General features: G+C 30.7%; 13 protein-coding genes. 12 read left to right on the top strand and 1 reads right to left on the bottom strand.

Annotation, left to right across the window (positions count from 1 at the left end):
• Positions 1 to 8: 8 nt before the first annotated feature.
• The 12 genes from MKD41_RS08325 to MKD41_RS08270 all read left to right on the top strand — a co-directional run bounded on the left by MKD41_RS08325 (position 9) and on the right by MKD41_RS08270 (position 13691).
• The gene (locus MKD41_RS08325; protein ID WP_240244969.1) at positions 9 to 1103 is read left to right on the top strand and encodes a polysaccharide pyruvyl transferase family protein; all 1095 of its coding nucleotides are present in this window, start codon (positions 9 to 11) and stop codon (positions 1101 to 1103) included.
• A gap of 16 nt (positions 1104 to 1119) precedes the next feature.
• A complete protein-coding gene (locus tag MKD41_RS08320; protein WP_240244968.1) occupies positions 1120 to 2244 on the top strand; it encodes a glycosyltransferase in 1125 nt (374 codons plus the stop codon).
• Positions 2245 to 2248: 4 nt separating this feature from the next.
• Entirely contained in the window at positions 2249 to 3349 is a 1101-nt protein-coding gene (locus tag MKD41_RS08315) for a glycosyltransferase family 4 protein (RefSeq protein ID WP_240244967.1), read from the top strand.
• A gap of 1 nt (position 3350) precedes the next feature.
• Positions 3351 to 4463, top strand: a complete 1113-nt coding sequence (locus tag MKD41_RS08310; RefSeq protein WP_240244966.1) for a glycosyltransferase family 4 protein — start codon at positions 3351 to 3353, stop codon at positions 4461 to 4463.
• Positions 4460 to 5551, top strand: coding sequence for an EpsG family protein (locus MKD41_RS08305; RefSeq protein WP_240244965.1), 1092 nt, complete (start codon positions 4460 to 4462; stop codon positions 5549 to 5551). The genes MKD41_RS08310 and MKD41_RS08305 overlap by 4 nt, the downstream gene beginning before the upstream one ends.
• A 29-nt stretch (positions 5552 to 5580) precedes the next feature.
• The gene (locus MKD41_RS08300) at positions 5581 to 6468 is read left to right on the top strand and encodes a glycosyltransferase family 2 protein (protein WP_240244964.1); all 888 of its coding nucleotides are present in this window, start codon (positions 5581 to 5583) and stop codon (positions 6466 to 6468) included.
• A gap of 1 nt (position 6469) precedes the next feature.
• A complete protein-coding gene (locus MKD41_RS08295) occupies positions 6470 to 7615 on the top strand; it encodes a glycosyltransferase family 1 protein (RefSeq protein ID WP_240244963.1) in 1146 nt (381 codons plus the stop codon).
• 36 nt (positions 7616 to 7651) lie between these two features.
• Positions 7652 to 9049: a phenylacetate--CoA ligase family protein gene (locus MKD41_RS08290; RefSeq protein ID WP_240244962.1), complete on the top strand. Its 1398-nt coding sequence runs from the start codon at positions 7652 to 7654 to the stop codon at positions 9047 to 9049.
• Positions 9030 to 10220, top strand: a complete 1191-nt coding sequence (locus MKD41_RS08285; RefSeq protein ID WP_240244961.1) for a glycosyltransferase family 4 protein — start codon at positions 9030 to 9032, stop codon at positions 10218 to 10220. Before MKD41_RS08290 ends, MKD41_RS08285 begins: the two co-directional genes overlap by 20 nt.
• A 1038-nt stretch (positions 10221 to 11258) precedes the next feature.
• Complete coding sequence (locus tag MKD41_RS08280; RefSeq protein WP_240244960.1) at positions 11259 to 11864, top strand: sugar transferase; 606 nt, start codon at positions 11259 to 11261, stop codon at positions 11862 to 11864.
• A 2-nt stretch (positions 11865 to 11866) separates the two neighbouring features.
• Positions 11867 to 12463: an acetyltransferase gene (locus MKD41_RS08275; RefSeq protein ID WP_240244959.1), complete on the top strand. Its 597-nt coding sequence runs from the start codon at positions 11867 to 11869 to the stop codon at positions 12461 to 12463.
• Between the two features lie 661 nt (positions 12464 to 13124).
• Positions 13125 to 13691 carry a PhnA domain-containing protein gene (locus MKD41_RS08270; RefSeq protein ID WP_240244958.1) on the top strand — a complete coding sequence of 189 codons (567 nt, stop codon included), beginning with the start codon at positions 13125 to 13127 and terminating at the stop codon, positions 13689 to 13691.
• 159 nt (positions 13692 to 13850) lie between these two features.
• Here MKD41_RS08270 and MKD41_RS08265 read toward each other — a convergent pair whose 3' ends face one another.
• Positions 13851 to 15242, bottom strand: coding sequence for a dipeptidase (locus tag MKD41_RS08265; protein ID WP_240244957.1), 1392 nt, complete (start codon positions 15240 to 15242; stop codon positions 13851 to 13853).
• Positions 15243 to 15277: the final 35 nt, after the last annotated feature.

The following is a 15277-nucleotide window of genomic DNA, read 5'->3' as shown; positions in this document are numbered from 1 at the left end:
TTTATGTTATGAAAATTAAAACCATTACTTGTCATGAAGTTTATAATTATGGTGCTAGTTTACAAGAGTTTGCCTTGCTAAAATACCTTGAAGCATTAGGGCATACAACGGAGGCAATCCATTATAAGCCCTATTATTTAAGTAATCATTTTAATTTATGGTCGGTTTCACCAAAATACAATACATTTCCTGTTAAGTACATTTATTTATTGGCTAAATTACCAGGAAGGATAAAAGCATTAAAACGTAAAAAGGTATTTGATACATTTTCAAAGAAATATATTAAAACCGGAAACAGTATATATAAAACTAATGAAGAGTTAAAAAATAACCTACCTATTGCAGATACGTATATTTGTGGCAGTGACCAAATTTGGAATTCTTTTTTTGAGAATGGAAAAGACCCTGCTTTTTATTTAGATTTTGTGCCAGATGATAAGTTGAAAATTTCGTATGCAGCAAGTTTTGCTATTGATAGTATTGAGGCGTACTTAAAACCATTTGTTAAAGAAAAGGTAAGTAGGATACACCATGTTTCTGTAAGAGAGACTTCTGGTGTAACTATATTAAATGAATTAGATATTGAAAATGTAGCACAGGTTTTAGACCCGGTATTCTTACTATCAGCCAAGTATTGGAAAGAAACCTTTATAAAAAAGATTGATGAAAAATTTATTTTTGTATACGATTTTGATTCTAATTCTTTTATTAAAGAGATAGCAATTAAGTTACAACAAGAAAAAGGGTATAAAATTTATACAGTAAATAAAAATATTAAGTATGCAACCAATAATTATTGGTTAAAAGGTCCTGAGTTTTTTTTATCATTAATTGCAAATGCGCAGTTTGTTATTACAAATTCGTTTCATGCAGTTGCTTTTTCATTAATTTTTGAAAAACAATTTGTAGTGGTAAATAGGCAAGAGGCAATTAATACCCGTATGCGAGATTTATTAGCTCTTTTTGATTTGAACCATGTATTAATTACTAAGAATAATATAACAGATACTTTAAATTTAATAGATTACAAATCTATTAGGCATAAAAAACAGGAAGCCATATTAAGTTCAAAAGCTTTTTTGATAAATGCTATCAAAAACTAAATTTATGAAAAATAAAATGAAGAAAATACTTTTTTTTGTTGAATCGTTGCATTGTGGAGGAGCTGAAAGAAGCTTGTTAAGTTTATTGAATAATCTTGATTACTCAGGCTACGAAGTACGTTTAATGGTGCTAAAAAAAGGAGGTGAATTTGAACAATTTGTTCCAAAACACTTAACAATTGAAAGTGTTGCTATTAATTTAAGTTTAATTGCTAGAATAAAGTTTAAAATAGCAAGAGTTCTAAATTTTAAAGAGAAAACACACAACGCTCAATTGTTTTGGAAAATAGCAAAGAATAAAGTTCCAAAATTAGACCTTGATATTGATATTGCAATAGCTTGGGGGCAAGGCTTTGCTACATATTTTGTTGCTGAAAAGATTATGGCAAAAAAGAAATTTGCATGGGTTAATATTGATTTTGCCAAGGCTGGTTATAATATTAAAATTGATACGCCGATATACAATAAGTTTGATAAAATAGTTGGAGTATCTGTATTTGTAAAAGAATCGATGCAAAAGTTTATACCACCCAATAAGGTAATTAGTATAAGAAATATAATAGATAAAGATGATATTTTAAAAAGAGCAGAAGATAAAGTATCTATTAAGTTTTCAACAGATAGTATTAATATTGTTTCTATAGGGAGACTTGCGATTCAAAAAGGTTTTGAATTATCAGTGCAAGCAGCCAAAATTCTTTCAGATTTAGGTTTTAATTTTCGTTGGTATATAATAGGAGAGGGTAATGAAAGAGCTTATTTAGAAAAATTAATTAAAGAACTTAATTTAGAAAATAAATTTATTCTACTTGGTTTTAGAGATAATCCGTACCCATACGTTAAAATGTGTGATGTTTATGTGCAAACTTCACATTTTGAAGGCTTAGGTAGAACACTAATTGAAGCTTCTATACTTAATAAACCAATAGTCACTACTAATTTTCCTACAGCGTATTCTATTTTAGAACAAGATAAAACAGGTGTAATTACTGAGATGAATTCAAAATCAATAGCAGGTGGTATAGAGAAAATTATGACAGATTTGGATTTTAAAAATTATTTAATAAAAAACTTAGAAGAACAACAAGACAATCAAAAAGAGAAAACTTTAAGGGAAGTTAAGAATCTTATAGAAAGTTAAACAAATGATAAAACTACTCTACATTACAAATGCAATTAATGGCTCAGGAGGCTTAGAGCGTGTACTGGCGGTAAAAGCAAGTTATTTAGCGGATACATTAGGGTATAAAGTGCATATTTTAACTTTAAATAATGGTGACAAATCTCCATTTTATAAGTTTAGTACAAAAATTAAGTTTATTGATATTAAAGTAGGTGGCAATGCTCTCAATTATTTTTTACAATATAAAAAAGGGATTAAAAATGCGTTAAAAGCACTAAAACCAGATGTTATTTCGGTCTGTGATGATGGTTTAAAAGGAATGCTGTTTCCAATATTCTTTGGAAAAAAAATACCGGTTATTTATGAACGCCATGTTTCTAAGCAAATTGAAAATAGAGCAGATTCAATTTCGTTTGTTCAACGTTTAAAAACAAGATTAAAGTTTGGTCTAATGAATTTTGGAGCAAGCCAATTTCATAAATTTGTAGTATTAACCAATGGAAATTTAAAAGAATGGAATTTAAATAATTTAGTAGTAATTCCAAACCCATTACCTTTTACTAATGAAGCACAATCTTTACTTACTAATAAAAAAGTATTGGTTGTTGGCAAGCAATCCTATCAAAAAGGGTATGACAGGTTATTAGATATTTGGAGTTTGGTATCTAAGAAATTTCCAGATTGGAGCATAGACGTTTATGGAAAATTAGATTCAAACTTAAAACTAGAGGAAAAAGCGGAAGTATTAGAAATTTCGAATACAATACATTTTTACCCACCAGTTAAGGATATACAAGCAAAGTATAAAGAAGCTTCTATATATGTAATGTCTTCACGTTTTGAAGGTTTTGGTATGGTATTGATAGAAGCTATGAGTTTTGGAGTGCCCTGTGTTGCGTTTGACTGTCCACACGGACCTGCAGATATTATAACTCATACTGAAGATGGTTTTTTGATTGAAAATGATAATATTAATGGTTTTGCAAATGTGTTAATTAACCTTATTGAAAATGAAACCTTGCGTAAACGTATGGGGTTTCAAGCGAAAGAAAATGTAAAGCGATATACCCCTGATAATATTATACCTTTGTGGGATACCTTATTTAAAAGCTTAGTAAAATAGGATGAAAATAGTTTATAGCACAGATCAAATATATTTACACGGCGGTATTGAAAAGGTATTGGCTCAAAAGTTAAATTATTTGGTAACATTGCCAGACTATCAGGTGTATTTAATTACAACTGAGCAAAAAGGGAAGCCTTTTTGTTATCCGATTTCAGATAAGGTACTACATTATGATTTGGATATAAATTATATACGTACAAAAAGTTATTTTAGTTTAACTAATCTTAAAAAGGTTCCTACACATTTAAAAAGATTAAAAAATAAGCTACGTGCAATTAACCCAGATGTGTTAATTGTTTGTAATTATGCTTTTGATTTTTACTTTATTCCTTTTATAAGTGGTCATATAAAAACAATAAAAGAGTTTCATGCTTCTCGATATTATTATGTAAAGCATTTACCAAAAGCTAGTTTGTTTAAAAAAATAATGCACAGAATTAATACGGGTATTGAAAAAAAATATACTCACATTGTTGTTTTAAATAACGATGAACAAAAATACTATAATCCTGATAATCTAGTAGTAATTCCAAATGCCTCAACACAGGTAAAATTAAATACTATTAAAAGGAAAAAGATTATTTTAGCCGCAGGTAGAATAGCACCGGTAAAACAATTTGACCATTTAATTAAGGCTTGGGGTTTAATTGCAGCTCAATTTCCAGATTGGGAAGTGCATATTTATGGGGAAGGAGATCAAGATTTGGTTAATGAATTAAAAAACTTAATTAAAAAGGAAGAAACACCTTCTATTAAATTAATGGGAGCAACTAATAAATTAGACGCTAAAATGCAAGCAGCCTCCTTGTATGCAATGACTTCCGCAACGGAATGTTTTCCAATGGTGTTGCTAGAATCTTTAGCCTGTGGCTTACCTGTAGTTTCATATGATTGCCCTTATGGTCCTAGAAATATAATAACGAATGAAGAAGATGGTATTTTAGTAAAGCATAATAATATTGAGGCTTTTTCGGTTGCACTCGCTCAATTAATCAAAAATTCTGAGAAAAGAAAATTGATGGAACAAGCCGCCTTAAAAAACATAGCACGTTTTAACGAACATAAAGTAATGGAAAAGTGGTTGAAATTATTTAAAATTAAAGCGCAATGATTTTTAACTCTATTATACCTTTACCTTATTATACACCATTATTTTATAATGTGTTATTGGTTATAATAATACTTGCATTCATAAGGTTACAAACAAACGGCTATGTTATACAAAATGTTAACAAAAAGGAAACCGCTTCATTAGTTTTATTAATTGTGGTGACGCTGTATATGGGGTTAAGACCAATAAGCGGTCGTTATTTTGGGGATATGAGAACTTATTATAATTATTTCAATCAATATGCTACTGGTGCAGATATTAGAATGTCAAAAGATATTTTATGGGATTTATTTATGAAACTCTCTAGTAGTATTATGTCTGCACAGTTATTTTTTCTATTATGTGCCGTATTATATATAGTACCTTTATACAGTGCTGTTAAAAAGTGGTTTGGTGTAGATAAATACTTTATTTTTTTAATGCTGCTTGCTTCTTTTTCTTTTTGGTCTTATGGTACTAATGGTATTCGGAATGGTATTGCAACCTCCTTATTTGTATTGGGTGTATCCTATACTAATTCTAAGTATTGGAAATATGGATTCTTTGTAATGGCATATTTTGTACATGGAAGTATGTTAATTCCCATAGCAGCCTATATATTGACAGTTTTTTATAAAAACTCTAAGCATTATTTAGTTGGTTGGTTGTTAAGTATTCCGTTATCACTTGTTTTTGGTGGCGCTATAGAATCTTTAATAATGTCAATAGGTTTGGGGGGAGAAAGAACAGGTTATTTAACAATGCAAGGTTTTGAAGATCAATTTTCTTCAACAGGTTTTCGTTGGGATTTTTTACTCTATAGTGCAGCAGCAGTATTTGCAGGTTATTATTTTATTATCAAAAGAGGTTTTAATGATACAGTATATATGCAGCTTTTTAATATGTATGTAACCGCTAATGCCTTTTGGATTTTAGTAATTCGTGCCGCCTTTTCTAACCGTTTTGCTTATTTGTCCTGGTTTTTAATGGCGATTGTTATTTTTTATCCTTTTTTTAAGCAACAATTTTTTGTAAAACAGCAAAAAGTACTGGCATATACCGTATTGGTGTATTATGGATTTACGTACTTTATGACAACAATTCTATAAAAAAGACCTAATTTTTAAGCGATAGATACATGAAATTAGTAACCGTTTTTACCCCAACATATAATAGAGCATTTTGCTTAGGGCAATTGTATGAAAGTTTATTAAAACAAACAGCAACTAATTTTTGTTGGCTTATTATAGATGATGGTTCTACAGATACTACAAAAGAATTGGTGGCAACTTGGATTGCTGAACATAAAATTGAGATAAATTATGTTTTTCAAGAAAACCAAGGAATGCACGGGGCACATAATACAGCTTATAGTTTAATCACTACCGAGTTAAATGTATGTGTAGATTCGGATGATTATATGCCCAATAATGCCATTGAATTGATTTTAAATACATGGGAAAGCGTTAAACATAAAAATACTATTGCCGGGATTGTAGGTTTAGATTGTGACACCAAAAATAATAGTATAGGAACAAAATTTCCAGAGTCTGTTAAAGAAACAACACTTTACGATTTATATCACAAGCATGGAGTTTTGGGAGATAAAAAATTGGTATATAAAACTGAAATTGTAAAAAAATATCCTAAATACCCTATTTTTTCAGGAGAGAATTTTGTACCCTTAGGTTATTTATACCAACTAATTGATCAGGATTATAAATTAATAACTTTAAATGAAGTGCTTTGTATAGTAGATTATAGACAAGATGGGTCGAGTGCAACAATTATTAAACAATATAGATTAAACCCTAAAGGCTTTGCATTTTCAAGAAAAAGTAGAATGTTATTAGCTACTTCTTTTAAAGATAAATTTAAGAATGCTATTCATTATGTTTCGAGTTCTTTATTTATTAAAAATAAAAACTTTTTAAAAGAGTCTCCCAAAAAAGGAAGTACAGTATTAGCAATTCCTTTCGGTATACTATTATACTATTATATTAAGTTTAAAACAAGGGCAAAGTAGGATGAAAGTAATTAGGGTTTTACAAGTATTTACAATAATGAACAGAGGTGGAGCAGAGTCTATGATAATGAATTATTATAGAAATATTGATAGAACTAAGGTTCAATTTGACTTTTTGGTACATAGAATAGAAAGAGGTGCTTTTGATGATGAAATAGAATCTTTAGGTGGTAATATTTTTAGAATGTTGCCTATTACTCTAAAAGGTTTGAAAGTTTATCAAAATGAATTGGAGTTGTTTTTTAAAAAACATAATGAGTATACGATTGTTCACTCTCATTTAAATGCTTTAAGTAAATATGTATTAAGAATGGCAATGGAGTTTGGAATTAATACGCGCATTGCACATAGCCATATTGCATTAGCAAAATTTAGTTATCAGTCTTTTTTTAAAAGTGATATTTCATTTAAAGAAAAATTTAAAATATTACTTAAGTCTTACATAAAGAAAAGTATTACTAAATATGCTACTCATTATTTTGCCTGTGGGAGGGATGCTGGAGTATGGCTTTTTGGAAAAGAAAATATTGAAAAAGTTATTGTTATCAATAATGCAATTGATACAAGTAAGTTTGAGTTTAATAAATATAAATCTATTGAAAATAAAGAATCTTTAGGGCTTAAGGATAAAATTGTTGTTGGTCATATTGGACGGTTTAACTTACAAAAGAATCATGATTTTTTAATAGATGTTTTTAAAGAAATTAATAAAATTAACTCAAATAGTGTTTTACTATTAATAGGAGAAGGGGATTTAAAAGAGACATTAATAAAAAAAGTAAAGAGGTTAAAACTTGATGATTCTGTTTGTTTTTTAGGGATTCAAAGTGATATTCCTTTTTATTTACAAGCTATGGATGTTTTTTTGTTTCCTTCACTTTATGAGGGATTACCAGTTACATTAATTGAAGCTCAAGCATCTGGTTTAAAAATAATTGCTTCAGATACTATTTCTCAAGAAGCTAAGCTAACAAGTTTGGTTGAATTTATTTCTTTAAATCAATCAGCTGTTTTTTGGGCTAAAAAAGTGTTACAATATAATACAGGTTATAATAGAGAAGGACAGTTTGAATCAATTTCAAATAAAGGATATGATATTAAGGTAAATGCCTTAAGTTTACAAAATTTTTATCGAGAAAATATATAATTTTGAGAAATTAGAAAGTTAAGTACCCTAATCTAAATGAAAGAAAAAATATATAATTTTTTACCTAATATTTTTCAAAATATATTGATAAGTGCTTTTAATATATTCTTATATAGAAAGCGTTATGGAGGGAAGTATAACTATTATTTAAAACAATTCACTAAAAACAACAAACTAACAATTCAAGAATTAAAAGAGATTCAAACTAAAAAATATGAACAATTTATTACTAGTTCTGTAAAAAAATCTAATTTTTATAAGTCATTATATAGTGCTGTTGTTGATTTTCAAAGTATTAAAAATATTGAGCAACTTCCCATTGTTAATAAAGAAATGTTGAGGTCAAATATTGATTCTATACATACTATAGCAAAAGCTAAAGGAATAGTCTCTAAAACAGGAGGGACAACGGGTAAATCGTTAGAAGTTATTTTTTCAAAAGATAATATGCAAGAGCGTTTTGCAATGTTAGATAATTTTCGAGGTAATTTTGGTTATCGTTTAGGTAAAAAAACAGCTTGGTTTTCCGGTAAAAACTTATTAACTCAGTCAGATGTAAATAAAAATAGATTTTGGAAAACAGATTATTGGCATAAGGTTAGGTATTATTCAACATTCCATATTAAAGATGCCTATTTACACTATTACGTAAAAAATTTAATAAAGTATAAACCAGAATATTTGGTAGGCTTTCCTTCTTCTATATTAGAGATTGCAAAGTTTGGTTTAATAAATAAGTATCATTTTCCGGAAGCTACAGTAAAAGCAATTTTTCCAACAGCAGAAACTGTTACAAATGAAATGAGGCAAGTAATTGAAACATTTTTTAAAACAAAGATGTACAATCAATATGCTTCTTCAGAAGGAGCTCCTTTTATTATTGAATGTTCAAAAGGGAACTTGCATTTAGAATTGCAAAGTGGAGTTTTTGAAGTTTTAGACGAGCAAGATATGCCTTGTAAAAAAGGGAGGTTGGTTGTTACATCTTTTACAACTTATGGAACACCATTAATTAGGTACGATATTGGAGATTCAATTGAATTATCTGATGAAGTTTGTACTTGTGGAAATAACAACCCGTTGGTAAAAGAAATTTTAGGGAGAGTTGATGATTTTATATATTCACCTAAAAATGGAAAGATTAATCTTGGTAATATTTCAAATACACTAAAAGATACAAACGGTATTGTAAAATTTCAAGTAATTCAAAACTTTATAGATACTCTTGATATTTCAATAATTATTGATGAACACCATTTTACTAAAGAAACTGAAACGGTTTTTCTTAAGAATTGGAGAGATCGTGTAGGTTTAGAAATGAAAATAAATCTAAATTATGTAAAAAAAATAGATGTTGAGAAAAGTGGTAAATTTAGAATGGTGAGAAATAATATAAAACATTTAATTTTAAAAAATGAAACCAACCCTAATTAGAATTACAACAGTTCCCCTCTCTTTAAAAATATTATTGAAGGGGCAGCATCGCTTTATGTCGCAATTTTATAAGGTGCTTGGTGTTTCTTCTCGTGGTTCAGACCTACAAGAAGTAGCAACTAAAGAAGGTATTGCTGTTGCTGAGGTTGAAATGACCCGTACTATTGCGCCCTTAAAAGATCTGGTTTCTTTGTGGAACTTTTATAAGCTTTGTAAAAAAGAACAACCTTTTATAGTACATTCACATACACCAAAAGCTGGTATTGTTGGTATGTTAGGAGCAAAGTTGGCAGGCGTACCACATAGATTGCATACCGTTGCAGGAATGCCGTTGTTAGAAGCTACAGGTTTTAAACGTACACTTTTAAATATTGTTGAAAAACTAACTTATAGTTGTGCTACAAAAGTATATCCGAATTCAAAAGGTTTAGAAAAAATTATAAAAGCAGAAAAGTTTGCTAAAACTGAAAAACTAAAAGTGTTAGCCAATGGGAGTTCAAATGGAATAGATACTTCATATTTTAATAACGAGCGCTTTACAAGTTCACAAAATGAAGCTTTAAAGCAACAATTAGGCATTGAAAAAAACGCTATTGTATTTATTTTTGTGGGCAGATTGGTAGGCGATAAAGGAATTAATGAGTTGGTAGCAGCGTTTAAAGAGTTGTCAGTTGACAGTTCTCAGTTCTCAGTTGGCAGTCAGCAAGCAACAACCAATTCGCAACACTCAAAATTATTATTGGTAGGTCCTTTAGAAACGGAATTAGATCCGTTATTGGCAGAAACTCAACAAGAAATTTTAAATAATAAACATATTATATCCGTAGGATGGCAGGAGGATGTACGTCCGTATTTTGCTATTTCCAATGTATTGGTGTTTCCAAGCTATAGAGAAGGTTTTCCAAATGTAGTGCTTCAAGCTGGTGCTATGGCATTGCCAAGTATTGTTACCAATATTAATGGTTGTAATGAAATTATTGAAGAAGGCAAAAATGGTTGGATTATTCCTGTAAAAGATAAAGACGCTATTTTAAAAGCAATGCAGCATTGTTTAGTAAATGAAGCTAGTTTTAATATAATAAAATCTAATGCCAGAAAAATGGTTGAAACCAGGTATGAACAACTAGTGGTTTGGAATGCTTTATTAGAAGAGTATGAAGGGTTGGTTTAGAGGTTGATTTGCAAATGTTATTGTGAGAGCGTGTTTGTAATGTAAAGAAAAACACAACTGCGGCAATCTGTTGCTTACTATAAAAGCATAGTTTAGATTATAAGATACAGATTACTTCGTCGCTTTGCTTCTCGTAATGACGGAATAAAGTATGGTATCGTCATTGCGAGGACGTGTTTGTAATGCAATGAAAACACAACCGCGGCAATCTTTTGCTTACTATAAAAGCATAGTTTAGATTATAATTAACAGATTACTTCGTCTTTTTTCCCTTGCGCCGGCTGGCCTGATCACTAAAAATGTTCACCGAACATTTTCTTTACGCTCCATCCCGTAATGACGGAATAAAGTATGGTATCGTCATTGCGAGGACGTGTTTGTAATGCAATGAAAAACACAACCGCGGCAATCTGTTGCTTACTATAAAAGCATAGTTTAGATTATAAGATACAGATTACTTCGTCGCTTTTCCCTTGCGCCGGCTGGCCTGATCACTAAAAATGTTCACCGAACATTTTCTTTACGCTCCATCCCGTAATGACGGAATAAAGTATGGTATCGTCATTGCGAGGGCGTGTTTGTAATGCAATGAAAACACAACCGCGGCAATCTGTTGCTTACTATAAAAGCATAGTTTAGATTATAAGATACAGATTACTTCGTCTTTTTTCCCTTGCGCCGGCTGGCCTGATCACTAAAAATGTTCACCGAACATTTTCTTTACGCTCCATCCCGTAATGACGGAATAAAGTATGGTATCGTCATTGCGAGAGCGTGTTTGTAATATAATGAAAACATAACTGTAGCAATCTTTTGAATATTTGTTACAATTTAGATATAGGTTTTAAATTAACAGATTGCCGCGCTACATTGCATTCCGCTCGCAATGACGGAATAGAGTATGGTATCGTCATTACAAAAAAGTTGCAACCACTACAATTTGTATTTATAACACGTTATTATATATAATGTAACAGAGTTTGAAATAGCGATATATAGCAAAATCCATATAAAACCCCTAAATTTACCTCAAAAAAAGTGTACAAAGCATACTTTAAACGAATACTAGATACCATACTTGCATTTATTGGGCTGCTAGTGTTATCTCCAATTTTAGTAATAATTATACTATTACTAGCACTAGCAAATAAGGGAAAACCGTTCTTTTTTCAAGTACGACCAGGTTTAAACGAACAATTATTTAAAATTATCAAGTTTAAAACAATGACCGACAAAAAAGATAAAGCAGGTAATTTATTATCCGATAAAGAGCGTTTAACTAAAATAGGTAGTTTTGTACGTAAAACATCGTTAGATGAATTGCCTCAGCTGATAAATGTACTAAAAGGAGATATGAGTTTAATTGGGCCTAGACCCTTATTGCCAGAATACTTACCTTTATACTCGAATGAACAAAAAAAGCGTCATCATGTAAAGCCAGGAATTACAGGTTGGGCACAAGTAAATGGTAGAAATGCTATTAGTTGGCAGCAAAAATTTGAATATGATGTTTGGTATGTGAGGCATTTAAGTTTTAAATTAGATGTAAAAATTGTAATAAAAACAATTAAAAAAGTAGTAAAATCTGAAGGTGTTAATGCGAGCTCAACCGTAGCAATGAGCCGATTTAAAGGAAATAATTAGTTATGTATTTATATGGAGCAAGTGGTCATTGTAAAGTGATAATAGATAGTATAGAGTCTTCAACTTCAAAAAAAATTGATGGTATTTTTGATGATAATACAACTATAAAAGAATTGTTATCGATACCCGTTTTTGATTATGATACTTTTGACAAAGAATTGATTGATGAATTAATTGTAAGTGTTGGAATTAATAGTGTTAGAAAGTTTATTGTAGGAAGAATACAGGCAAATTATGGTACTGTAATACATTCAAAAGCCTATATTTCTAAATATGCTTTTATTGATAAAGGTACAGCTGTTATGGCACATGCAGTAGTTAATGCTTCCGCAAAAATAGGAAAACATTGTATTGTAAATACAGGAGCTATTGTAGAACACGATTGCGAATTGGAAGATTTTGTACATATTTCTCCAAATGCCTCTTTAGCAGGAAATGTAAAAGTTGGAGAAGGGAGTCATATTGGTATTGGAGCACAAGTAATTCAAGGAATTACTATTGGAAAATGGGTGACCATTGGTGCCGGAACTGTTGTTATTAGAGATATTCCTGATAATGGCTTGTATGTTGGGAATCCTGCTCGGGAAATTAAGAAGTAGGGTGTTATACTTAATTTATTTACTCACTATTTTTTGTTATTTTATTATTGGTGTTTGTGAACCTTCGGTTTCAGTAGCTTTTTCTAATGAAATCAAATTACCCGTTCATTTTTTACTCATCCCCTTTTTATTTGTTTTTGTATTCGTGATGTGCTTCGCAGTTTCATTGATAAAAAAAACGAAATCGACGATAGGAGATTCACGAACTCCAAATAAATAATAAGGTAGACGTGAGCTAACCAAAAAAATCTAGTCTGATGATGATTTTATTGAATCTTACGGAAGTTACGCAGTCGACGCCAGACTCCGGGCGCCAACTGGCCCATTCTCTAAAAATGTTTACTAAACATTTTTTTAACGTTCTGTCCTCTTTGGCTTACTCCCGTTGCTCCACTTCCTCAGATTGCTACTTAAATTCTCATAGGACGTATTGAAATTTTGATTTCAATTTGTTATTGTAAAGAAGTATGTCTGTTGCAATCTTTTGAATATTTGTTACAATTTTGATTGAGGTTTTAATTAACAGATTGCCGCGCTACATTGCATTCCGCTCGCAATGACGTTTTTTTAACCCGTTATTATACCCCAAAACAACAGAATTTAACATCAAGTTGCGATACCAATTAAATAAATGTATTTTTGCAATTCTAAAAAATTAAGTATGAGTTTATCAAAAGAATTAGAAAAGCGTAGCGGTGCTACATGTGAATTGTGTGGAGCAACAGAAAACTTAAGTGCTTTTGAAGTAGCACCATCAAAAGAAAGTATTGCTGCTTGTAAGGTATGTATAGATCAAATTGAAAATCCTGATACTGTAGATGCAAATCATTGGCGTTGTTTAAATGATAGTATGTGGAGTGAAGTTCCTGCGGTACAAGTGGTGGCTTGGAGAATGTTAACACAATTACGTGCAGAAGGTTGGCCTCAAGATTTATTAGATATGATGTATTTAGAAGAGGAAACACTTGAATGGGCAAAAGCTACTGGTATTGGTGCCGAAGAAGATGAAAATGCCGTTATCCATAGAGATGTAAATGGGGTGGTTTTACAAGCTGGTGATTCTGTAGTTTTAATAAAAGATTTAAAAGTTAAAGGGTCTAGTATGGTTGCAAAACAAGGAACAGCTGTACGTAGAATTTCTTTAGATCCTGAAAATGAAAAGTATATTGAAGGAAAAGTAGGTCCTACGCAAATTGTGATTATTACAGATTATGTAAAAAAGATGTAGGTTTGGAGTTTTAAAGTTTTAAAGTTTCAAAGGCTCAAAGTTGAAAGTTACTGTTTGAAAAAGTGGTAACAGATGAGGTTTAGGACTTAACTATATTAAAGATCAATTAAACGATAAAAAAAATCTCAAATTTTAAAATTTGAGATTTTTTTGTTTTACTTATGCTTTACTCATTTCAGCAAAGTATTTATAAAATAATGGGATAGTTTCAATCCCTTTTAGGTAGTTGAAAACGCCAAAATGTTCGTTTGGAGAGTGAATAGCATCACTATCTAATCCGAAGCCCATTAAAATAGTTTTACTTTTTAATTCTTTTTCAAACAAGGCAACAATTGGTATGCTTCCACCAGAACGTTGTGGAATTGCTGGAATTCCAAAAGTTTCGGTATACGCTTTGTTGGCTGCTTTATAGCCAATATTATCTATTGGAGTAACATAACCTTGTCCGCCATGATGTGGTGTAACTTTTACAGTTACAGCTTTTGGGGCAATACTTTCAAAATGATTTTTAAAGAGGTCTGTAATTGTTTTCCAATCTTGATTAGGAACTAAGCGCATAGAAATTTTAGCATAGGCTTTACTTGCAATAACAGTTTTAGCACCTTCACCAGTATAGCCACCCCAAATACCATTAACATCTAAGGTAGGTCTAATGGAGTTGCGCTCGTTTGTTGTATAGCCTTTTTCGCCATAAACATCATCAATATTTAAAGCGTTTTTATAAGCTTCTAAAGAAAATGGCGCTTTTGCCATTTCAGCTCGTTCTTCTAAAGATAATTCTTCAACATTATCATAAAAACCAGGAATTGTAATATGATTGTTTTCATCGTGTAGAGAAGCAATCATTTTAGTTAATATGTTAATTGGGTTTGCAACAGCACCGCCATATAAACCAGAATGCAAATCTCTATTAGGACCTGTAACTTCAACTTCTACATAACTTAAACCACGTAAGCCTGTAGTTATAGAAGGTTGGGAGTTAGAGATCATTCCTGTATCAGAAATTAAAATAACATCGTTGGCTAATTTTTCTTGATTGCGTTCTACAAACCAAGCCAAACTAGAAGAACCAATTTCTTCTTCACCTTCAATCATAAATTTTACATTACACGGTAGGTTGTTGTTTTGGGTCATGTATTCCAATGCTTTTACATGCATATACATTTGACCTTTATCGTCGCAAGCACCACGAGCAAAAATAGCACCATCAGGATGTTTATCGGTTGTTTTAATAACAGGTTCAAAAGGAGGTGAAGTCCATAATTCAATTGGGTCTGCAGGTTGCACATCATAATGTCCATAAACTAAGACTGTTGGTAAATTTGAATCAATTATTTTTTCACCATAAACAATTGGATATCCTGGAGTGTCGCAAATTTCTACTTGGTCGCATCCAGCATTTAAAAGTGCTGCTTTTACAGTGTCTGCGGTATCTAAAACATCTTGACTATAGGCAGAATCTGCACTAATTGATGGTATTTTAAGTAACTCGATAAGTTCGTTAATAAAGCGGTCTTTATGTTCACTAACGTACGATTTAATATTTTTCATTAAGATTATAATTTGTTTATCCAAAAATACATAAT

The organism is Lutibacter sp. A64, from assembly GCF_022429565.1.
In the GTDB taxonomy this organism is placed as follows: domain Bacteria; phylum Bacteroidota; class Bacteroidia; order Flavobacteriales; family Flavobacteriaceae; genus Lutibacter.
Note: the sequence above shows the minus strand (reverse complement) of the source record. Positions and strands in the feature narration are given on the sequence as shown.